We start from the raw sequence: 21692 nt of genomic DNA, 5'->3' as shown, positions 1-21692 counted from the left end.
TCCCAAAATCACAGAATGTTATATCTAACGTAATCAACCGTTATGCCGACTAAATGGGGTTTCTACGGCAACCGTGATCGCTCATCACTTGCCCCCTGTGTCCCACCTAGTGATCAACATCATTCGCTTTTGCAGCAGGAGAGCGGTGCATGAATTCTCTCAAGAAATCTAAGCCCAAAATTCTGGTTGTTGACGACGAACCGGACAACTTAGATCTGCTCTATCGGACGTTTTATCGGACGTATAAAGTCCTTCGGGCCGACAGTGCGCCGCAAGCTTTAGAAATTTTAGCCGAAGAAGAGGACGTTGCGGTGATTATTTCCGATCAGCGAATGCCTCAAATGAGTGGGACTGAACTGTTGAGTGTGGCGGCGACTCAATATCCCGATGCGATTCGGATTCTGTTAACGGGTTATACTGATGTTGAGGATTTGGTCGAAGCGATCAACTCCGGTCAGGTTTTTAAATACGTTACCAAACCCTGGGAGGCCGAAGAACTCAAGGCGATCGTTAATCAAGCTTTAGAAACTCACAACGTTCTCAAAACTCGCACCGAAGAACTCAAAAGAGCGCTCAACCAAAAAGAACTCCTCAACGCCGTTACCAGTACCATTCGGTCGGCTTTGAATTATCGGGAAATGCTGCAACGCATTGTTGAAACCGTCGGACAAACCTTTGAGGTGAGTTACTGCATTTTACAACCGTTTCAAGACGGGGAAATGGTTGAGGAATGGTTTGTTTATCAGGCTTATGGGTTGCAAGATTCTGATTTTGGGGTGAAAAATTCTGCCTTTAAAATCTTGGTTTGGCAAACCACTGATGTCGAGATTATTCACGATGCCAGTAGCGACGAACGGATTAACGGAAATACTCAGCAATTGCAAGCCAGAAAACAAGCTTATAGCGCGACTAATATCCGCTCCAGTTTGATTGTACCGCTGTTTTATCAACAAGAACTGATGGCTGTTCTGGCGATGCACCAAGTTGATGAGTGGCGCGAATGGATCGATCACGAAGTCAAGTTGATTAGTACGGTCGCTGATCAGGCGGCCCTCGCCCTCTCTCAAGCCCGAGCCTACGAACAAGTCCAAGAACTGGCTAAACGGGAGCGTCTGGTTAATACTATCACGGCCGCCATCCGTTCGAGTCTCGATCCTCAAAAGATTTTTGCCGCCATCACCCAACAACTCGGACAGGCGCTGAATGTTGAGGGTTGCGCCTTGTCTTTGTGGACGAGAGAAGATGAGTTTGTTCAATGTGTCGGGTTGTACGATGCTCACTATGACACGGCGATGGTTCGGGACTTGTCTGAAGACCAAATTAATAATAATTCTTCGGATCAAAAAACTCCAGACCGTTTACCGATTTCTGCCGTTCCTATTCGTGGAAATCCCGTTCTCCAACAGTTGTTAGAAACTCAACAACCGGTGGTCATTGATGATTTGACTCAAAAACCCGATTGGAATTTAATTGAGCTTCCTTTGCGATCGCCATCTAAAGCGTTAATGGTGGTTCCTTTACTGTTAGATAATCAAATTATTGGTAGTATTTCCCTCCGTCAAAATGATACTATTCGCAAGTGGACAGAAGCAGAAGTTAATTTAGTTCAAATCGTCGCCGCCCAAGCCGCCTTAGCCGTACAACAGGCTCGTCTTTATCAAAAAACCCGTCAACAAGCCGAACGTTTACAGGAAGTTGACCGCTTAAAAACCGAGTTTTTTCAGAATATTTCTCACGAATTTAGAACACCGTTAACGTTGATGATCGGCCCCTTGGAAGCGGCTGTAAATCAGATGCAACATTTGCCCTACGAACAGGCGAAAATATCTTTGAGAAATTCTCGGCGACTGCTACGTTTGGTTAATCAATTACTCGATTTACAGCGCTTTGATGCTGGACGAATGCAACCCAGTTTTCGACCGTGTAATTTGGTCGAGTTTTGTCGTCAAACGGTGGAATCTTTCCAACCATATTGCGAAAAAAAAGGCATTCACCTCGAAATTGATTTGAAACCCTGCGAACCGATTTATTTGGATTTAGAACGGTTTGACAAGGTTCTTTATAATCTGCTATCAAATGCTATGAAATTTACCCCAGAAAATGGGGTGATTTCGGTGAGTTTAGAAGCGACTGGAAGTTATTGTCATTTGCAAGTTAGAGATACGGGAATTGGGATTCATCGCGAACAAATTCCCCATCTATTTGAACGCTTTCGTCAAGCCGAAGGTTCGACAAATCGTTCCTATGAAGGAAGCGGTTTAGGGTTGGCTTTGGTTAAAGAATTGGTCGATTTACATCGGGGTCAAATTTCGGTAGATTCGGTTTATGGTCAAGGAACAACGTTTACCATTTGGCTACAAACGGGAACCGCCCATTTACCCGCCGAACAAGTTTTAGAAGTTCCTGCCGAGTTAAATCCCCGACGGGCTGCTGTAGAATTAGCCGATGTGGAAGTAGAATTAAGCGAGGATGAATTATCCGGTCAAACGGAGGAACTTTTGGTTGAGAATCGTCCGATTAATACTTCCGAACGGTTAGAAAATAGTATTTTAGTTGTTGATGATAATCCCGATTTACGTCGATATTTATCTAATATTTTAAAACCTGCTAATTTTAATGTGATTACCGCCCGGAACGGCGCCGAAGGATATGAACAAGCCAAGGCTTATCGTCCCGAAGTGATTATTACTGATTTAATGATGCCTGTTGTCTCCGGGTTGGATTTAATTCGGATGATTCGAGAAAATCCTGAGTTGAAAGGAACTCCGATTATTTTATTAACTGCAAAAGCCGATGAAGATACTCGCATCGAAGGCGTTGAACGGGGCGCCGATGCTTATGTTTCTAAGCCGTTTAATGACCGAGAATTACTCGCCGAAGTTCGCAACCTGCGATCGCTTAAAGAAAATGAACGTCGGGTTGCCGAGTTAAATCGGTATCTGACAGAATCGGTATTAAGACGGTTTTTACCGCCCCCAATGGTTGAACGGGCCGCAGCCGGTGATTTAGTATTAGCTTTAGATCCAGAACCCCGTTTGGTGACGATTTTATTTACTGATATTGTTGGGTTTACTCGGATGTCAAATCAGCTTCAGTCTCGCCGCATTGCTGAAGTTTTAAACGAGTATTTGGCGGCGATGACTCAGGCGGTGTTTGAAAATGGCGGAACGGTTGATAAGTTTATTGGGGATGCGGTGATGGCGTTGTACGGGGCGCCTCAGGAGTTGACCCCCCAAGAACAGGTGAGGCGGGCTTTGGCTTCTGCACGGGCGATGTTGGGTGCTTTAGACCAGTTAAACCAAAGTTGGCTAGAACGGGGTTTGATCGGTCACAATGGAGTCCAACCGATACGGTTTCGCTGCGGGATTCATCAGGGAATGGCGGTGGTGGGGATGTTCGGCGCCGCATCGCGATCGGATTATACGGCGATCGGTCCGTCGGTGAATATCGCCGCCCGTTTGCAGGAAGTCGCCCAACCCAACAGTATTTTAGTCTCCACAGATGTGGCGCAGTACGTTAATCCGGGGGAAATCCTCACTTCAGAAACTCACCCGTTAAAGGGGATTGATGAGCCGGTCTGTACCTTTGTGATCAGTCCCGAAGCGGTTTCTGGGTGAGTCGAAAAATTTTTTAGAAAATCTTGATCGTTTTCCAAAATGTTGTGCTACTATAAGAGAACTGCAATATTGCGGGTGTAGTTTAGTGGTAAAACCTTAGCCTTCCAAGCTAATGATGGGGGTTCGATTCCCCCCACCCGCTTTGTGTCTAAAATTCTGTTCTGATGTGATTTCAGGTTTTAACTCAAGCTTGAGTTATCCGCTTTTTACCCATTTGTTACCCAATCAAGTAAAGTCTAACTAGAAAATTGGGCGATTGACTATCCCATAATTGATAGATTGACTAAACTATCAAGATTGACTGATGAGCCAATACGCATAAAACTCTCATTCTGTCAAATCAGACATTTACTCTGTCTTTACTCCCACACCTTGCCTGACAACTGCAAGCCTATCAGTGAAGCCAAGCACAGTTTTGAACCTTGGCACTTGTAACCGATCAAGAAGAATACTATTTTTTAGTATACTGAACAAGCTAAATTTTTTCAACATTGTTTCGGATGACATCAGGTGTAAACTACCAGATTAAATTTCGTTTATAACAAATTAATTTGGTGAAATAGCTAATATTTGGCTGGTTTAATCTAACTAAATAAATCGCTTACCCTACAACTAAACTCAGGCAAAAGCGGAGTTTTCAGGGTATCTTCGGCAAACAACGTGATAACTAACTTCAAAATCCCCTGTTCGCGCCGATAGACTTTAACCTCTTGTTTCTGATAGTCGCAAATCCAATACTCTTGTACTCCTTGAACCGAATAAACTTTTAATTTTAATTCTAAATCTCGCTGTCTATCTTTTTTGCTTTTAGACAACACTTCAACCACTAACTCCGGTGCATCGGTTAAATGTCCAGATTCGTCCAAACAGTCCTGCAAACGCCGATGACTCGCCCAAACAACATCGGGAATAACGCTATCGGTTGCTGAGAAAATAATACCCGGAGCGATCGCCGCTCTCCCCAAACCCGTTTGACGCGACCAAGCCTTTAACTGAGCATAGACATTTCCCGCAACCTCTTGATGTTCCCAATGGGGCGCTCTCGTCACAAATAGCTCTCCATCAATGATTTCATAGCGTTTCCCATCCTCTGGAAACAGTTCGAGATCGGCAATAGTCCAACGAACCGACGGATTTGTTGTCATGGTTCAAAGATAAGCATCCTTTCTTTTAACTTATATGATATCCGGTTGATTAAATTGAACCCCAACAAACCGCAGAATTTCAAGACCAATCCCAGACAACCGCATTTTAATATTTAATTGTAATAGTTTTGACAGTGACGAAAAGAAATTCAATTCGGTCACTGTACTTTTTTATGAACCCTAAACCAAAGACAACTCTCCAACCACTTCTAAACGTCTATACTCATCTAAAGTCAGAAATTGTTCGGACAAACTTTCAGACTGAGTGGGCGTAATCCAACCCATCTGCTTTAATAACTGAATAGCAACCGCATACTTAGCCCGTTTGGCACCATCAATCACTTTAATCGCTAACCCCATCCCCTCACCGATGCGACCAATACACTGAACCCCTTCGGCGCCGGACTTGCTGACCAATTCCCCCTGAGTCATCCGCATCAACTCAGTATCCAAATGACCTTCTCCTGCGACCATTTCCGGGTGATGAGTCATCGCTCTGACAATACGTTCCATATCGAGATTATCCCCAGAAGCCAACTGAGCAAACAGAGTCGCAATTTGACCCAACTCCATATAATAAGTTGGCGCCCCGCAGTCATCTCTGGCAACAATTAATTCATCCGGTGGCATTTTGAGCATATCTGCCACTTTACCCACAATCAATTGTTGTACCGGATGCTTGGGCTGTAAATAGGTTTCTAACGGCCAGTGACGTTGACGACAGACGGCCAACATTCCGGCGTGTTTCCCCGAACATCCGTGCTGTAGGGGGCTGCGTTTTCCCGGAGGAGTCGGACACTGAAGGTAAGCCGGATCGACATTACTATGCCAAAGAATATTAAAGGCGCGTCGGGCTTGTCCGATGGTGCCTTGATGAGAACTGCAAATAATCGCCAGATCGAGATCGGTTAAATCATAGCGTTCGAGTGTACCGGTGGTAGTTGTGGCTAAGGCTTGAAACGGTTTGAGAGCCGATCGCACAAAGGTTCCCATCTCTGCGCTGCCTGCGACCGATAGCACCCGTCCGCGATTGTCACAAACTGTGGCTTGAACGCGATGAATAGACTCACAAATGCCAGACCGTAAGAGTCTTACTTCGAGTTCCGCCGCCTGTGTTCGTTTTGCCCTTGTCATATCGAGTGAGTTTGGAATTGAATAAAAGAAAAAACCCAGAATTTACAGTGAGATCAAAAGTTTAGATGTTGCAAGACGCTCGCCGATCGCCCCGGTGCAATTACAAACACATCCAAACCAGTCCATCTACAAGCAGTAACAATCCTAAACCATACAAGGTTCGCCGCAGTCGCTTCAACAGGGGTTCGACCTGATAGGATAGTATTAACCGATCTTGAGCTAGAATTTCCGGCGTTTTTTCCCAGGTTTGACCATCATACCAGCCTGACTCTTCATAACAAATACTGGCACTGGTCAAACGCGATCGCACGTAAAACCATCCTAAATAGAGTCGGATCACAACCAACAACACCATCAGACTGGCTCCGGCTCCCCCGCTGACGAGAAAGGGTACTATTGCCTTTTGAGGGGGAAAACTCGCCGCCGCCACCGGCCCCCATACTAACCAACTCCAGGCCCACACCCAAGCCAATTTTTTTAGATAGCGATGCCATTCTAGAGTGACCCAGCTAAAAAACCAAGACTCCTGCAATTCTTGATATTCATTAACAGGACGTTGTTCTGGGGGAACCGGGCAAACTGAAACTGAAACATCTCTCATAACTACTGTGAATGAATCAAGGATTTTAAAATCTAAAATTAATCATAGTTAATCATAACGAATCTATCCAATTCGAGTCAGATGTTGACAATATTAAAGAGACGCTCTGGGATAACGTCTCTACTGGGTGGGGTTCGAGCAATGTCATCGCCCCGTTTCAGTTGGGATTAAGCGGCAATTTTATCAGAGTGTTGACCAGTCTACTCGTTCGGCGTGACCCCAAAAAGCTTCTAAACTGTAAAACTCTCGCTCTTCGGGGAGCATGATATGGACAACTACATCTCCATAATCTATTAATATCCATGCCCCTTCTCGCTGGCCTTCAATGCGGATGGGAACTCGTTGGATCTCCTCTTCCACCTGCTTGGCGATCGCTTGATAGATGGCTCTAATTTGAACATGAGAGAACCCGGTGGCGATCACGAAGTAGTCGGCGAGGTAGGAGACTTCGGAGACTTTCAGCACCGTTATGTCTTCGGCTTTGCGGTCTTCAGCCGCTTGAGCGACCCAGCGGACGGTTTCTTGAGTCCGTTCTTCGTCGTGATCTAGCTCAGGGGCTGTTGGGTTAGCATAGTATTCTGCTTTGGCGTGATTTTGCATTAAGTTTTTCAGCTTCTGTGCAACTAGATAGCCTAATTTTCGGATCTGACTGTTCTCTTTATATTGTAGCAGTGGATTTTCGTGACGTACTCCCAACGCTGAAATCTTTGATTTCAGCGTTGGCTTCTCAACTCACATTGAGAACTTGGTGCTTCATCGGGAATCCTAGGATTCTTCCTCTGCACCCAGCTTGACCGCTAGACCTTCAACGGCTGCAATACCTCTATTTACTATGATTTTTCCACTAGCCACATCGCGAGGCATGACGACATGACAATAAGAGCAATTATGTATTCTGACGCTCAAATCTTTAGGCACATCAGCCCCACATTCGGGACAAAGTTGACTGCTACCCTTGGCATCAACTTTTTGATGGTAAGTCCCAGTCTTATGACAAACCCAATCCAAAATATTGAGAAATTGGCCAGGCGCACTATCAAGAACGTGCTTGGCAACCATCCCTCGACTCAAACCCAAAATATTCAAGTCTTCGGCAAATATCATTCCAGCTTGACGGCAAAGATGATGACTGGTTTTGTAGTGAAAATCTTTTCGCTGATTACCAATCTTTTCATGCAGCAAAGATATCTTTTTTGCCAACTCCTGATAAGACTTACTCCCTATGAGTTTCTTGTTCAGTCTACGTTGCAGCCATTTAAGCTTGCTTTGAGATTGAATGTAGAATCGAGGGTTGTCTATCAATTCACCGCTAGATGTAGCAACAAAACTGGAGATACCCCAATCAATTCCCAATGGTTCACCATGAGGCATTGGTTCGGGAATAGATATGTCAGACTGCAAAATTAGTTGAGCATACCATCCACTAGCTTTCAAAACTATCTGAACCTGTTTGACAACAAATCCTTCTGGGATAGCTCGGTGCAAAACAATCTTGCTCTTGCCAATCTTAGGAAGTTTGATCTGCCAACCCGTTATGGGACTAGCCTTGAACTGAGGAAATACAAAGCAACGGTAGCGACCAACTTTTTTGAAGCGCGGAAACCCAAATTGTCTTTCCTGTCTCATCTTAAATGCTCGGTCAAGTCTCTTAAGAGCATCTTGGAGAACTTGAGAGTGAACAGCTTTGAGTTCAGGTATGTTTTTCTTAGCTTCTGTCAGTGCATTCTGTTGTTTGTAGTAGTCGGGGTATGGTTCATCAGCAGAAATAATATATTCCTGTCTGAGACTACAAGCATCAACTCTACACTTACGGCTATTTATCCAGTCTTTTCTTTGTCGCAGTGCGTAATTATAGACACGGCGACACTGTTCAAGCCAATTGAGCATTTTTGCTTCTTGGTCGAGATCTGGATGAATGCGGTATGTGTAAGTTTTACTTTCCATACTCACATTCTAACACATTTAACTATCTTGTTAGAAAATTTGTCGAATTGCCAATGATCAGGGCATCGAACCCTTCAATTGGCTTGGTCGGTCTATGTATCCCAACGCCAAATCAAAGATTATGGCGTGGGACTTCTAGCCCCCCAAACCCCCAAACTGTTAACGTTTTTGGCCGAGTTGAACTTTATTTTGATGCTGTTGTAAAGCCCAGTTGCGAGTCAGGACTGCACGTGGATGAATCACGGATGAGGTTTTGATCAGATAATTTAACGTATAGTCGCAGGTTTTCCAAACCGCCCGATAGAGATTTTGATAACACAGCGCTCTCAATGCTTCCAGTTCGTCGGTGTTCCCCCGACCGGGTTCTAGGGTATCTGCGAGGAACACCACACAACTGAGGGGACTCATTTCCGGTTTTCCTAAGGTATGGTTGGCGATCGCGTTGAGAACTTCTCGATCTTCTATTCCAAATTCTTCTCGGGCGACGACGGCGCTAATATCGGCGTGGAGTAAATGGGGATGATTTTTCAGTATATCATCGAGGGGCAATTTTTCGGCGATCGCGGTTTCCAAAAGAATCTGGGGATGAAAATACTTAGCCAGATCGTGCATCAACCCGGCTATTTGAGCTTTAGTGCGATCGAGTTGATGATCAATTGCCAAATCATCGGCCATTTTTTCAACCCCTAGAATATGTTGAATTCGAGAGGACGGAACCCGATCCTTCAGCCAGTTTAACACTTGGTTTCGTTGCTGAGGATCGATAAAAGAATCGGCGGTATTTTGCCAAGCTTCTGTTGATGTCATGCTTACAGATTCTGTTCAATTCTCCTGTTTTATTTTCGATCAATCCGGTGACTAATGCAAGTCAGAATTTTGCTTGATCATCGGTTTAAATAATGAAACTTTTTCCGCCGGAACCACTTGCGAAAATAGGGCTTCATACAGTTTCAACGCTTCCTCAAACGAAAAGCATTCTTCCGCATATTTTCTGCCCTGTTCGCCCAAACTTTTTACCTGTTCGGGATGGTGATAAAGATGTTTAATTTCTTCCGCTAACGCCTCAGCATCTTCGGGCGCTACCACCACACCTCCACCGCTTTTTTGAACGGCTTCTTTGGCAGTTCCGGTATCGGGAACCGAAGCAACAATTGCACATCCGCTCGCCAACAAAACCGGAATTTTCGAGGGCAAATTAAAAACCGTTACGTGACTTTTTTGAACCACCAGACCCAAGTCGGCAGCCGAGAGCATTTCGGGAAGTTTTTCTCGGGGTTCAAAAGGCAATAGGCGAACATTGCTAGCGTTCCAAGTCTGACAAAATTCTTCTAAATGTCCTAACGCTTTGGTTTCTCCGACAATCACAAAAACGATTTCGGGAATATCTTTTAATTGGGCTGCGGCTTGAATAACCGTTTCCAAACCTTGAGTTAGGGCAATATTTCCCGAATACAAAACAACAAACTTATCTTCGAGTTGATATTTTTTTCGGAAGTAATTATTCCCTTTGGGTAGAGGTCGAATAAAATTCGTATCAACCCAATTTGGAATATAAGTGATCTTTTTCGACGAAACACCTTGGCGTTCTAAAGCTTCAATAAATCCCGTCGCAATTACGCTCAATTGATCGGCCCGCCAGTAGGCAAACTTTTCTAACATTTCGGCGATCGCAACCAACGGCCCGCCTTTTTTGAGCAGGTTAACCCGGACGGCCGCTTCCGAAACAATATCTTGAATATTTAACACAAACGGACAGCGGTTCACCCAAGCATAAAGAGCCACCGGAACGCAGACCAATAAAGGCGGTTCGGTGGCAAAAATAACATCCGGTCGCCAACCATTAATCGCTTGAAATAAACTGGTAAAAATAAAACTTCCATCCAGTAAAATTCTATCCAATACACCCGGTTCCGGACCGCGCACAAAGATATAACTGCGTTGAATCGTTACCCCATTTCTCTCCTCGGTCACATATAATTTCCCTCGATATTCCTCATAAATGCGGCGTTGGGGATAGTTGGGCATTCCCGTGACCACTCGAACTTCGTGACCTTGCTTGACCAGTCCTTCAGCTAACTCGCTCATTAAAGGGGCGATGCCAATGGGTTCCGGATGGTAGTTATAGGAGTAGATTAAAATACGCATAATCTTTGGCAATGGTTAAAGATATACCGCTACGGGTTCGGGAAAAGGCAAAAGTTGAGCTTCGGGACTTTTTAGCTTCTACCCCCATCCTCACCGTGTCGGCTTGGTGCGGCCTGGATCATCACAGTCTAGCTCACTCGCGAACTAGCTGGCTTTGACACTCTTAAAATGCAACACTTGGCTTTGACTCTCTGTTGATGCTCAACCCCAACCCGACTCAATAAAAACACGTTGGTGAGCAAGAACTCAGATCGGCAACTTGGATACACCCAGATCTGGCATTGAATTAATATTTTTTGCCAAACTATATAACATCTTACCCATTTCCCCCCATTGACCACTCACTTTTCAGTTTCTTTTTGCCTTCAGTGTTAAAATCATTTCTACTCTAGCAGTTTGTGAATCGAGGCGAGTGGCACTAACCCCCAAACCTTGAACTGAATTAACCAAAGCTAAAGCATTCGGTTGAACCGCGATCGCCGGTGCCGCGATCAGATAACCGGTCGCCCAAGTCACCAACTCCTCAACGTCTAGATAGACATAACTGTGGTTGGGTTGGGGTAACAATTCGGTAACATTCTGATAGCGGGGGCTAGCCGGAAGCGGAAGTTGAGGTTCGCTGGTGATCGCTTCGACCACAGGCCCACCAAAGGCAATAAACACTAAATTCGATTGTAGCCAACCGTGACCAAATAAAGTTCCCTGTTGGGGATCTTTCCATTCGGTGACTTCAACGCCGGCGATTTTCCGCTGTTCGACGTTCACCGGCGGATTGCTCTCAGAGACGACTGTATCGAGTTGAGCGAGCATTCTCTCGGCGGCGGCGCGATCGCTCGTTTCGAGCATTAACACCCCTCCCAAGCCTAAAGGAGCCAGCACTCCTTCATCGGAAGCGATCAACCCCAGTGCAAATTCACCATCCATCCAGCCAAACACATCTTCATCCGCGTCTAAGTTAATGGCATTCAGTCCCCGTCGGAGTTGTCGAACCAAACGCCTGAGATCGGAATTGTCTTCGGAGATGGTGAGAATTTCCGACCAAATGCGCTTAATTCCCTGGGTGTGAATTAATCCAATGGTATCGGTGGGAAAGCGAGTCACCAGGGGATCGAGTTGAGGTTGCTGAGATTGACGGGTAGCGCGATTATTGAGTTTAGTGGTTGCTTTGAGACGAATTCCGGCTCGATCGACGCCAATTGCGAGAACCACAGACTCTACAGGCTTTATTCGCGATAAAAGCTGCATTGATAACTGGGATGAACCGGAAACGTCGCTGGTGATTTGTTTAACAAAGGTGGGATATTCTGCAACGTAAAGGGTCAGAATTGGATGGGGGACATCGACACTGTTGAGAAACACCTGATTGCTTTCGGTTACACTGGCTAAAGATTCCTCGCCCAGAGCCGTATCAATTCCCCGTTCAATGGCGCTCGGATCGGCAGCAACGATCACATGATTGTCAACGACGGCAACATTGTAGCGTCTGCCTTCTGACTCTGTATACTCAACAATTTCGACTCCTTTGTAATTGCGTTGCTGACGTTGAAGATCGGGTTGAGCGTTAAACTGGCGAGCAAAATGCCAAGCTTTGATCGGGTTTTTGATCCCGATAACCATCAACAGATCAAAATCTTCTGATTCTTGTTGGTCGGGTTGTTGGTCTTCATCCGGTAAAAATGCAACCATCACACCTCCCATCCAAGACTGGAGATCGCGATCAAAATTTAGGCTCGTATCCGCGAGACTTTTTTGTTTAAAAGCGGTTAAATTTTGAGCGATCCAAGTTCGCGCTTCTGGCGTCCCAAACTGCTTGAGGTGGGCGATCGCTTCTGGAGTCGGGGAGATAAAAGTTGCCATCATTGCTTCATCGGGTACGAACTTGGCACTTTCGGCTATAGTGTAAGCTCGTACTCTAGCGGTTTTGAGATAAACCAGACTCGTTAAAGCACCCACGCAGATTACAGTTGCAGTTGCAACCAGCAAGTTAAGTTTCTTCAGTGGCATTTTTTCGAGTTCACCGTTTTCAGTTGGCAATATCTATTTATCTTAAAGTTTCTAGTCCAGTTAACGGGGAACAGGCAATTTACAGTCACCACCGAACCCGTCACCACCGAACCCGTTTTTCAGGCAATCTTGCGGCCCGGCAATCTTGCGGCCCGGCAATAGGCAGTTTACAGTTTACAGTTACCAGTTATCAGTAGCATGGTACTGGATACTGTAGAACTGGTCACTGTAGAACTGGTCACTGTTGAGGTGGTCACTGACTCCTGAACTTCTGACTTCTAACTTCTGACTTCTGACTTCTTTTCTGCCCATCCTCCCCGACCCCCCCAATTCCCGATTCCGGTAAACTAAAATGATAAAGGCGAAATTCGGGGTCATACTGGGATGGATTTTACGACAGCAATTGGACTGCTTGCAGGTAGTTTAACAACAATTGCTTTTTTACCGCAAGTGATTAAAACCTGGAAAACAAAATCAACTCGCGATGTTTCTCTAGAAATGTTTGTGATTTTTTGTACGGGTGTTTTTTTGTGGATTGTTTATGGGGCTTTAATTGGAGATTTACCGGTTGTAGCTGCCAATATTGTCACCTTGAGTTTGGCTTCAACAATTCTCTTTTTTAAGCTAAAATATAGATAGGTTCAATCATTGATCAGGAGAGGTCTTCAACCTCATTAATTAATGATCAATTATCAATTGTAAATTATCCATTGATAGAATGTATATCTTTGGAACTCTTAAAATTCCGCAGCCAGGGATTGGGATTTTGTAGAAAACTGTTGTTTTCAAAGGAAAATTAACAACTAAGCGAGACGCTTGCACTGTTATTCTGGAAAATCGTAATTTTCAGAATCCCAATTTTTTATAAGGCAATCTGCCGTTTATTGATGTTTATTTAATTTTCACCCGACTTGTGAATACTTCTGTTTTCGACTCCGAACGTCTTTTATTTACTCCGGCGTCGCCCGATGTGAACGCCATTCCGATTATTTTTGCATTTCCTAATGAATATACAGTCGGAATTACCAGTTTAGGATATCAAATTGTTTGGGCAACTTTGGCTTTGCGTTCCGATGTACAAGTCAGCCGGCTATTTACTGATATTTCCGAACCTTTACCCGCCCAACCCGAATTATTGGGATTTTCCGTTTCTTGGGAACTGGATTATATCAATATTTTAGAACGGTTGGAATTTCTCAATCTCCCTATTCGTTCAATAAATCGAGAAGATTCTCATCCCTTAGTCTTTGGCGGAGGGCCTGTTTTAACCGCCAATCCCGAACCGTTTGCCGATTTTTTTGATATTATTTTGTTGGGAGATGGAGAAGATTTATTACCCAATTTGATCGACGCCTACAAACAAGTTAGAACGGCGAACCGGGAAACAAAATTAAAACATCTCGCCCAAGTTCCCGGCGTTTATGTTCCCAGTTTGTATCAGGTCAGTTATGACAGTCCAGATGGGAAAATAACAGCTATTGAACCGATAACAGCAGAAATTCCCGCAAAAGTTCAGAAACAAACCTATCGGGGAAATACCTTATCTGCTTCTACTGTTGTCACCGAAAAAGCCGCCTGGGAAAATATTTTTATGGTGGAAGTGGTTCGCAGTTGTCCGGAAATGTGCCGCTTTTGTTTGGCGAGTTATCTCACGTTACCGTTTAGAACTGCCAGTTTAGAAGCCTCATTAATTCCGGCGATTGAACAGGGTTTAACGGTTACGAACCGGATTGGTTTGTTGGGGGCTTCTGTGACTCAGCATCCCGAATTTAACGAGTTATTAGACTATTTGAGTCAGCCGAAATATGAGGATGTCCGGTTAAGTATTGCTTCGGTGAGAACTAATACGGTGACGGTTCAGCTTGCAGAAACTTTGGCAAAACGAGATACAAAAAGTCTGACCATTGCGATAGAAAGTGGGAGCGATAAAATTAGAAAGATTATTAACAAGAAATTGGAGAATGAGGAAATCATTCAAGCCGCTATTAACGCCAAAGCCGGAGGATTAAAAGCCTTAAAACTCTATGGAATGGTGGGAGTTCCCGGCGAAGAACCGGAAGATTTAGAAGAAACTTTTAATTTGATGAAATACCTCAAAAAAGCCGCCCCCGGTTTAAAATTAACCCTCGGTTGTAGTACCTTTGTCCCGAAATCTCACACTCCCTTTCAATGGTTTGGGGTGAACTCAGAAGCGGAAAAAAGACTGAAATTTCTTGAAAAAAATCTTCGTAAAAATGGGATAGATTTTCGTCCGGAAAGCTATAAATGGTCGGTTATTCAAGCTTTGATTTCCCGGGGCGATCGCCGCATCTCTCATCTGCTAGAATTAGTAAGAGACTATGGGGATTCTTTGGGAAGTTATCGACGGGCGTTTAAACAGTTGCGGGGACAATTACCCGAACTTGATTTTTATGTTTATGAGAATTGGCATCTCGATGATGTTCTCCCCTGGTCTCATCTACAGGGGCCACTTCCTGACACCACACTGAAAAAACATTTAGCCGAGGCAAATTCTCACTTTATAAAACTACAAAATTTCCCTAATATCCCGGTCAATCAAGTATAATTAAAACAGCCTAATTGATCTGGGCTATCGTCGGGGAAATCTAATGTTAGATTTAGGAAAATATAACCTTTTAGGGGTTAAAGTTAGTGCAGTTGACTACGAAAGTGCAGTCAATCATGTGATGAATGCGGCTAAAAATCATCAATCCTATATTGTCGCCGCCCAACCCGTTCACGGCATTATGACGGCGGTTTTAGACAAGGCTTATCGCTATCGTTTAAACCGCTTTGATTTAGTTTGTCCCGACGGTCAACCCGTGCGTTGGGCGTTGAATTTACTTTACAAAACCAATCTCAAAGACCGAGTTTACGGCCCCAATTTAACCCTGTACGTTTGTGAAAAAGCCGCCCAACAAGGGGCGAAGATTTTTCTTTACGGTTCCCGCCCCAAAGTGTTAGAAAAATTGGCGTTTAATCTTAAAGAAAAATTTCCGACTCTCAAAATTTGTGGTTCAATTTCCCCGCCCTATCGCCCGTTAACGATAGAAGAAGATGCGGCTTTTATCCAACAAATTCAAACCTCAGAAACAGATATTTTATTTGTCGGTTTGGGGTGTCCCCGTCAAGAAACTTGGGCGTTTGAACATCGAGAGTTGTTAAATTGTCCGATACTGTGTGTGGGGGCGGCGTTTGATTTTCATGCCGGAAATATACCTCAAGCCCCGGCTTGGATGCAACGAGGCGGCTTAGAATGGGCGTTTCGACTTTGGCAGGAACCCAAACGGCTTTGGAAACGATATGTACTCCTCAATCCGCTTTATTTGATTCTACTATTTTTGCAATTGATTCGGGTACTTCCGGTCAAAAAATGGTCAGAGTGAATGAATGAGTTTGATTTGAGAGACTTGGGGGGTGTTTAGCAAAACAGAAAATCGTGATTAATTAATAAGCCCCTTTGCGATTTAAAACCACTTGAACGGTTTTCCATAAAATCTGAAAATCCAGCAATAGTGACCAGTTATTAATATACATCACATCCAGACGAAAAGCATTCTCGAAATCAATAATATCCGAACGTCCTGAAACCTGCCACAACCCGGTAATTCCGGGTAAAACATTTTGTCGGGCGAAGTGATGAGGGGCGAAACCTTCCACATCTCGCAAAGGCAAAGGACGCGGCCCGACTAAACTCATTTGACCTCGCAGAACATTAATTAATTGGGGCAATTCATCCAAACTATATTTACGCAAAACCTTGCCAATTTTGGTAATGCGGGGGTCATCTTTCATTTTAAACAAAACACCGCCTTTCAGTTCGTTTTTGGCTTCTAATTCTTTCATTAATTGGTCGGCATTAATCACCATTGTTCTAAATTTCCAAACCTTAAAATGCCGCCCTCGCAGACCCAAACGAGTTTGTTTGTAGAAAATCGGCCCCGGCGAGTCCAGTTTAATTAAAACTGCAATGAACAGCAAAATCGGACTAATAAAAATTAACAGCAATATCGAAAAAGTTAAATCAAATCCCCGCTTCAACCAGAAATCAGTTCCTATAATTGCAGGTGTAGTAAACTGAATAGTTGGCATTCGACCAATCATTTCAATTTGGGGGGATTGATAGGGAAGTTCTAAACCCACAGGTAAGACTCGTAGGTTAATTCCTGCGGTTTTTAAATTCCAATAAAAAGACATGGGATTTGGGATGGATTGCCAAGAACAAACAAACACTTCTCCAATGCCTTTACCCTGAATATCTTCGAGAACACTAGGCCATTGTTGTTGTCCTTCAATGGTCGATAAATCAAGTTGACCCACGACTTGAAACTCGCGATTACTAATTAATTTGAGCGCAATTTTTGCCGCCAATGTATCCCGAGGAGTTCCAATTAAAAATATCTTCCGGGTTAATATTCCTTTGCTGCGAACCGTGATGACGGCTAACTCTAATAAAAACCGACCCATCAAGACAAAAGTGAGGGTAAAAAGCCAAGCCAGCAAGAAAAGAGAGCGAGATATAAATACGCCCGGTCTGTAGAGAAAAGCCAAGACAATTAAGATAAATTGAGCCAAGGTTAAACAACTAATTAACCGCAAGAAACGGCGGCGACTATCCCGGCGACTGTAAAGGCCTGCGGCTGAAATAATACCAATTGTAATCGCCAAAATGGGAAGTAAAAAACCCGGTTGATTTGTTGCAGTTCCAATCAGATCAAATGAGTCAACACTTTGAAAATATTCCGAGTTCATAACCACCCATTTCGCCAGCAACCATCCCAAAGAAATAAAGGTGGCATCAAACAACAAAAGAATCAAATTTCGGACTAAAGCAACGGCAACGCCCTGGTCAATATGAAGTAAAATATTAGGAGCGCGTTGATCTTGATATTGACCCTTTTCAATTTCGGGGTCGGATTTTTTTTCGGGGTTCGGCACATTCTTCATCATGGTTTGATCACTCTGGTTAAAAATTCACAAAATTGAAAGTCAATTGATTTTTCACGGATGAAATTTGAGCTTTTGTTCGATCAAAATTTGGCTCAAAGATTAATGATATTAAGATAAAAATGCCACCCTGATTAACTAAACCGACTGCTGAAATTAACTCCGTTCAACTTGAATAAAAATCAAGCCTAACACAGTTGAGTAAAATTGAATTGTAAAATCAACAACTAAAGCAGAATTGATGATACAATCTAAAAAAGTCAGAATCTGTAAACGACCTCAATACCCTTTAGAGTTGAGATGATTTCCGTTTTGGAAGTGAAGCTCGTTATCAACTGAAATTGAGAAAAAAGCTAGCTCAAGATCATCCCATCAACGACCGGAGAATCAATCTTGATTCAAGACTGGAGACCGTCTCAAATGAGGGATTGTGCTTATTTGCCCAACTCTCGAGGGCGATTACCAGTCTATCATATCAAATCCTGGCGAATTTCCCCGCTTTGCGCTAATATTATAGAACGAGTGATTACCAATCAATAATCGGCTTTTGTTTTATTAAAAACATGAAGAATTCTAATGATTGGTTAATTCTTGTCGCAATCGATAAACAATTGTATCGCGATCGACTTGATTAATAATCTCTTGAATCACCGTATCAATCCCAGACTCTCCCCAAGTACAACCTTGTTCGAGATAAACCTGAGCAGCTTTACCTACAGTATAAGTTCCATAAGCCGAAATCGAAGCTTGAGTCAAAGCCACACCCGCATAGGTCGAAATATCCGTCGCCAACCCCGCAGCACTTTTACCCAATCCTAATATTGCACCGCTTCCCCATTCCGCGAGAATCATCCCGCCGGCGCTCAACAAAATTGTTCGTAAAAGCCGACTCGCTTCATAATTTGTAATCGGCAAACCGTACAAACGAGCCAGAGAACGAATTAAAATTAAATCGCTGATAGTCGTCGCCAAAACATCCAAAACAGCAATCGGATTAATAGCAACGGCGATCGCTTTATACTTAGTAAACTGCCAAATTAACGCCTCAGCTTCCGATGCTTGCAGCTTAATCGTTTGATGAGCAATCCGCTTTTCCGCCTCTTTTGCCTGAACCAAAGCATTTAAAGCCAAAAGCGATCGCCCTTCTTGATGCAAAATATTAACAATAGCACTTTTCAATTCCTCAATTTGAGGCGGAGGAGTCTCCCATTCCAAACTCACCCGACCGTCGGGCCATTCCAAGCGAACTTGAACCGCAGCCGGTTCAGCCGAAACCCGCACCACTTCTAGTAGAGAGGAGTCCGTTTTCGCCGCTTCTCCGACTGTCAACGGTTCGCTTGGCCCGTCCCAGTTTAAATCATCAAAATCAAAATCCAGCCCGTCTGGGGCCGTTAACCGTTGTAAATTGGAGTAAATCGCCTGTTGTTCGGTGTCGGTGTACAGGTCAACCTTATTAAAAACAACAATCAACGGTTTTTGACACTTTCGCAACTCACAAAGCGCCTCATACTCGGTGCGAGTCAAATCCCCTGACACCACAAACAAAATCAAATCCGCCTGACGAGTCACCTCACGCGCCATATCACCCCGAACCTGACCCCCCACCTCATCGAGTCCCGGCGTATCAATTAACTCCACCGGAATATTATCCCGTTGGTCATCGTAGCGAGAAGGAACCGTCCAGCGCACCGAACGGGGCCACTGGGTCACGCCGTTTAAAGGGCCGGTTTGCAGAATATGTTCCCCCAACAGCGCATTCAACACCGCCGACTTTCCCCGACTCACCAACCCGAAAACCGCAATTCGCACCAAACCCCGATCCAGTTTATCCAAACTCGCCGCCAAAACATCCAACTGAGTTTTCAGCGTCGCCTGCAATTCCGGCGCGTTTTGTCGCTGGCGTCGTTTGTGAGAATAGCGGGTTATCGCCTGTCGGAGACTGCGACGGGCGCGATTGAGATCCCAGGAGTCGGGGGAGTCAGAGGAAGTCATAATACTACTATCGGACAATATTTTCTAAAGCGGGTTTAACGGTGGGATATTGGTAATTAAAATTGTAGGATACCGTCCGTTTGGGGATGACTTGCTGACCTTCGAGAACCAACTTCGCCGAATCTCCCAACAGGGTTTCTAACGCAAAATCGGGAACCGGTAGCCAGGAGGGACGGTGGAGAACTTCTCCGAGTGTATTACACAATTGTTCCATCCGAACCGGGTTGGGAGCGGTACCGTTGACCACCCCTTCGACTTCCGGGTGAGTCAGCGCAAAAATCATTAAATTCACCAAATCATCCCGATGAATCCAAGAAAACCACTGTTTTCCCGAACCCAAAGGCCCACCGGCAAAGAGTTTAAACGGGGTCAGCATTTTCGCCAGGGCGCCTCCCATTCCCAATACTATTCCGGTGCGGACGATTACCAGGCGGGTAGGTGCTGTTTTTACCTTTTCGGCGGCCGATTCCCAAGCTTTACACACTTGGGCGAGAAAATCATCTCCTGGCGGACTGGTTTCGTCAAAAGTGGCGGTTTCGCTGGTGCCGTAATAGCCAATTGCCGAAGAATTGACTAACACTGAGGGTTTGGGATCGGCTTGTAGAATGGCTTCAACCAGTTTTTCGGTCCCTTGGGCGCGACTGTTGATAATTTCTTGTTTGCGTTGGGGGGTCCAGCGTCCCTCCGCAATAGAAGCACCCGCCAAGTTAACCACGCCCTGACACCCGGCGATCGCTTGTTGCCAAGATCCGGATTCTGTAGGAGTATAGCCGACAATTTCTAAATTCGGATAGGCTGAATTGGGAAAAATTCGCCGACCCCGTTCGGGGTTGCGGGTTAGCACTAGCACCTGATGTCCTTCTGCGTGAAGTCGCTCGACCAAGCGAGTCCCGACAAATCCTGTTGCTCCGGTAATTGCTACTTTCATCAATTTATAACTGCTGACTGACTCAGTTGGTGACTCGATATGCGATCAATTTCAACTTGTTTTTGATTATACCGACCTAAAGACGACTGGGGTTGTCTCAGAAGTCGTGAGGTCAAAAGTCAGAAGTTCCTGTGTTCAGGAGGAAAGAAGCCATCGAAAAAACTCTTTCCCCTTTCCCCTTTCCCCTTTCCCCTTCCCCCTATTGCCTCTTGCCTATTGCCTTTCCCCCATTCCCTCTGAAAAACGAACCGAAACTTCTACGGGTTGGGGTTCTAAGCCGATATAACGGGCGCGAATGGTAGTTTTTGCTTGAACGGGCATTAAGGGGGTAATCGTGCCGAGAGAGAGCAAATCTCCGGGCTTAAGGCGTATCCCGGCGGCTTTGAGGTCGTCTCGTAGCCACAATACGGCTTTTAAAGGATGTCCGAGTAAAGCTGAACTTTCGCCCCGGGCGAGTTCTTTTCCGTTGTCATCGAACATGATGACTTGAATATTTCCTAAGCGTTGTTCCCATTCGGGTGTCGCTTCCAAAGGGATAGGTTGACCCAAGACGCCCAAACGCGCCCCAACATTGATCGCAACTAGAGCGCCTGCGTTGAGTTTAACATCGCTTTGATAGACTAAATCGGGCAGTTCGATAAACGGAATCACCGCATCTAAACCGGCAAGCGCTTCTTGAGGAGTGGTGGCTTGGTTAATGCTATCATCGCCGACTCGAACCATTAAATCGGCTTCAAACTGAGGTCTGGCCCCAAAATTTGGGGAGACAACGGCGCCGTTATCGAGTAACATCTGTTTGAGGAGAACGCCCCGGACGGGATGGGATACGTTTAAACGCTGTTGGGCGACGGGGTTTGTCAGTCCGGCTTTGTAACCGACGACTGGGCCTAAATGGGAAGTGAGGATTTCCACAAATTGTTTTTGCAGGAGAATCCCCTGTGGTAAGGTCATCTCGCCACTGAGGGCGGGAACCTGTTCGCGTTTTAGGTAGGTATTTGCCAGTTGTTGCGCTAAACTGGTGTCTGTGGCAATTTTTTTTTCGGTGGAGAGGAGATCACGTTCTCGTCTTGGGGTTAACGAACAGCGATCCGATGTCGAGGTTGTGTCAGGAGAACCTGTGGCGTTTGCCCATTTTAAACAGACGAATGTGTTAACAGTTGCACAAACTGCAATGATTGAGAATCGACGCCACAAATGATTAACTCGAGTTGGCATTTGTTTCAATAGATAGATGA

The 21692-nt window shown here is 44.8% G+C and carries 16 protein-coding genes and 1 tRNA gene; 5 read left to right on the top strand and 12 right to left on the bottom strand.

The annotated features are described in order from the left end of the window. The first annotated feature begins 149 nt into the window (after window positions 1–149). Both ACL6C3_RS07305 and ACL6C3_RS07300 read left to right on the top strand, forming a co-directional pair. Entirely contained in the window at window positions 150–3617 is a 3468-nt protein-coding gene (locus tag ACL6C3_RS07305; RefSeq protein WP_413166506.1) for a response regulator, read from the top strand. 71 nt (window positions 3618–3688) lie between these two features. Next, window positions 3689–3759, top strand: a tRNA-Gly gene (locus ACL6C3_RS07300). Between the two features lie 442 nt (window positions 3760–4201). On the opposite strand, the gene ACL6C3_RS07295 is transcribed toward ACL6C3_RS07300, so the two are convergent. The 8 genes from ACL6C3_RS07295 to ACL6C3_RS07260 form a co-directional block, all read right to left on the bottom strand. Further along, window positions 4202–4762 (bottom strand): Uma2 family endonuclease, encoded by a 561-nt coding sequence (locus ACL6C3_RS07295; RefSeq protein ID WP_413166505.1) that lies wholly within the window; start codon window positions 4760–4762, stop codon window positions 4202–4204. A gap of 180 nt (window positions 4763–4942) precedes the next feature. Beyond that, window positions 4943–5896 (bottom strand): asparaginase, encoded by a 954-nt coding sequence (locus ACL6C3_RS07290; RefSeq protein WP_413166504.1) that lies wholly within the window; start codon window positions 5894–5896, stop codon window positions 4943–4945. A gap of 100 nt (window positions 5897–5996) precedes the next feature. After that, the gene (locus ACL6C3_RS07285; RefSeq protein ID WP_413166503.1) at window positions 5997–6497 is read right to left on the bottom strand and encodes a CGLD27 family protein; all 501 of its coding nucleotides are present in this window, start codon (window positions 6495–6497) and stop codon (window positions 5997–5999) included. Window positions 6498–6680: 183 nt separating this feature from the next. Continuing rightward, window positions 6681–7097: a ribosome silencing factor gene (rsfS, locus tag ACL6C3_RS07280; protein ID WP_413168276.1), complete on the bottom strand. Its 417-nt coding sequence runs from the start codon at window positions 7095–7097 to the stop codon at window positions 6681–6683. Between the two features lie 165 nt (window positions 7098–7262). Then, a complete protein-coding gene (locus ACL6C3_RS07275) occupies window positions 7263–8441 on the bottom strand; it encodes an RNA-guided endonuclease InsQ/TnpB family protein (protein ID WP_413166502.1) in 1179 nt (392 codons plus the stop codon). 159 nt (window positions 8442–8600) lie between these two features. Next, window positions 8601–9248, bottom strand: a complete 648-nt coding sequence (gene yqeK, locus ACL6C3_RS07270) for a bis(5'-nucleosyl)-tetraphosphatase (symmetrical) YqeK (protein ID WP_413166501.1) — start codon at window positions 9246–9248, stop codon at window positions 8601–8603. A gap of 51 nt (window positions 9249–9299) precedes the next feature. Further along, window positions 9300–10586, bottom strand: a complete 1287-nt coding sequence (locus tag ACL6C3_RS07265; protein WP_413166500.1) for a WcaI family glycosyltransferase — start codon at window positions 10584–10586, stop codon at window positions 9300–9302. Window positions 10587–10934: 348 nt separating this feature from the next. Further along, the gene (locus tag ACL6C3_RS07260) at window positions 10935–12590 is read right to left on the bottom strand and encodes a DUF3352 domain-containing protein (protein ID WP_413166499.1); all 1656 of its coding nucleotides are present in this window, start codon (window positions 12588–12590) and stop codon (window positions 10935–10937) included. 384 nt (window positions 12591–12974) lie between these two features. On the opposite strand from ACL6C3_RS07260, the gene ACL6C3_RS07255 reads away from it, so the two are divergent. The 3 genes from ACL6C3_RS07255 (at window position 12975) to ACL6C3_RS07245 (ending at window position 15976) form a co-directional block, all read left to right on the top strand. Further along, window positions 12975–13229: a SemiSWEET transporter gene (locus tag ACL6C3_RS07255; protein WP_413166498.1), complete on the top strand. Its 255-nt coding sequence runs from the start codon at window positions 12975–12977 to the stop codon at window positions 13227–13229. 274 nt (window positions 13230–13503) lie between these two features. Then, window positions 13504–15156 (top strand): B12-binding domain-containing radical SAM protein, encoded by a 1653-nt coding sequence (locus ACL6C3_RS07250; protein ID WP_413166497.1) that lies wholly within the window; start codon window positions 13504–13506, stop codon window positions 15154–15156. A gap of 43 nt (window positions 15157–15199) precedes the next feature. After that, on the top strand, window positions 15200–15976 hold the full coding sequence (locus ACL6C3_RS07245) for a WecB/TagA/CpsF family glycosyltransferase (RefSeq protein ID WP_413166496.1): 777 nt from the start codon (window positions 15200–15202) through the stop codon (window positions 15974–15976). 61 nt (window positions 15977–16037) lie between these two features. Here ACL6C3_RS07245 and ACL6C3_RS07240 read toward each other — a convergent pair whose 3' ends face one another. The 4 genes from ACL6C3_RS07240 to ACL6C3_RS07225 form a co-directional block, all read right to left on the bottom strand. Continuing rightward, on the bottom strand, window positions 16038–17540 hold the full coding sequence (locus ACL6C3_RS07240; RefSeq protein WP_413166495.1) for a sugar transferase: 1503 nt from the start codon (window positions 17538–17540) through the stop codon (window positions 16038–16040). A 570-nt stretch (window positions 17541–18110) separates the two neighbouring features. Next, window positions 18111–19529: a GTP-binding protein gene (locus ACL6C3_RS07235; RefSeq protein WP_413166494.1), complete on the bottom strand. Its 1419-nt coding sequence runs from the start codon at window positions 19527–19529 to the stop codon at window positions 18111–18113. 7 nt (window positions 19530–19536) lie between these two features. Beyond that, window positions 19537–20457, bottom strand: a complete 921-nt coding sequence (locus ACL6C3_RS07230) for a TIGR01777 family oxidoreductase (protein ID WP_413166493.1) — start codon at window positions 20455–20457, stop codon at window positions 19537–19539. Window positions 20458–20670: 213 nt separating this feature from the next. Beyond that, window positions 20671–21672, bottom strand: coding sequence for a 2-keto-4-pentenoate hydratase (locus tag ACL6C3_RS07225; RefSeq protein WP_413166492.1), 1002 nt, complete (start codon window positions 21670–21672; stop codon window positions 20671–20673). Window positions 21673–21692 lie beyond the last annotated feature (20 nt).

The organism is Capilliphycus salinus ALCB114379, assembly GCF_047276495.1.
GTDB lineage: Bacteria > Cyanobacteriota > Cyanobacteriia > Cyanobacteriales > Microcoleaceae > Capilliphycus > Capilliphycus salinus.
Note: the sequence above shows the minus strand (reverse complement) of the source record. Positions and strands in the feature narration are given on the sequence as shown.

Bases quoted from the DNA above. Each gene is read 5' to 3' on its own strand.
- ACL6C3_RS07305 (WP_413166506.1), top strand. From the start codon at position 150: ATGAATTCTCTCAAGAAATCTAAGCCCAAAATTCTGGTTGTTGACGAC.
- ACL6C3_RS07230 (WP_413166493.1), bottom strand. From the start codon at position 20,457: ATGAAAGTAGCAATTACCGGAGCAACAGGATTTGTCGGGACTCGCTTG.
- ACL6C3_RS07225 (WP_413166492.1), bottom strand. From the start codon at position 21,672: ATGCCAACTCGAGTTAATCATTTGTGGCGTCGATTCTCAATCATTGCA.
- ACL6C3_RS07265 (WP_413166500.1), bottom strand. From the start codon at position 10,586: ATGCGTATTTTAATCTACTCCTATAACTACCATCCGGAACCCATTGGC.
- yqeK (WP_413166501.1), bottom strand. From the start codon at position 9,248: ATGACATCAACAGAAGCTTGGCAAAATACCGCCGATTCTTTTATCGAT.
- ACL6C3_RS07245 (WP_413166496.1), top strand. From the start codon at position 15,200: ATGTTAGATTTAGGAAAATATAACCTTTTAGGGGTTAAAGTTAGTGCA.
- ACL6C3_RS07285 (WP_413166503.1), bottom strand. From the start codon at position 6,497: ATGAGAGATGTTTCAGTTTCAGTTTGCCCGGTTCCCCCAGAACAACGT.
- ACL6C3_RS07235 (WP_413166494.1), bottom strand. From the start codon at position 19,529: ATGACTTCCTCTGACTCCCCCGACTCCTGGGATCTCAATCGCGCCCGT.
- ACL6C3_RS07275 (WP_413166502.1), bottom strand. From the start codon at position 8,441: ATGGAAAGTAAAACTTACACATACCGCATTCATCCAGATCTCGACCAA.
- ACL6C3_RS07290 (WP_413166504.1), bottom strand. From the start codon at position 5,896: ATGACAAGGGCAAAACGAACACAGGCGGCGGAACTCGAAGTAAGACTC.
- ACL6C3_RS07295 (WP_413166505.1), bottom strand. From the start codon at position 4,762: ATGACAACAAATCCGTCGGTTCGTTGGACTATTGCCGATCTCGAACTG.
- ACL6C3_RS07260 (WP_413166499.1), bottom strand. From the start codon at position 12,590: ATGCCACTGAAGAAACTTAACTTGCTGGTTGCAACTGCAACTGTAATC.
- rsfS (WP_413168276.1), bottom strand. From the start codon at position 7,097: ATGCAAAATCACGCCAAAGCAGAATACTATGCTAACCCAACAGCCCCT.
- ACL6C3_RS07255 (WP_413166498.1), top strand. From the start codon at position 12,975: ATGGATTTTACGACAGCAATTGGACTGCTTGCAGGTAGTTTAACAACA.
- ACL6C3_RS07240 (WP_413166495.1), bottom strand. From the start codon at position 17,540: ATGATGAAGAATGTGCCGAACCCCGAAAAAAAATCCGACCCCGAAATT.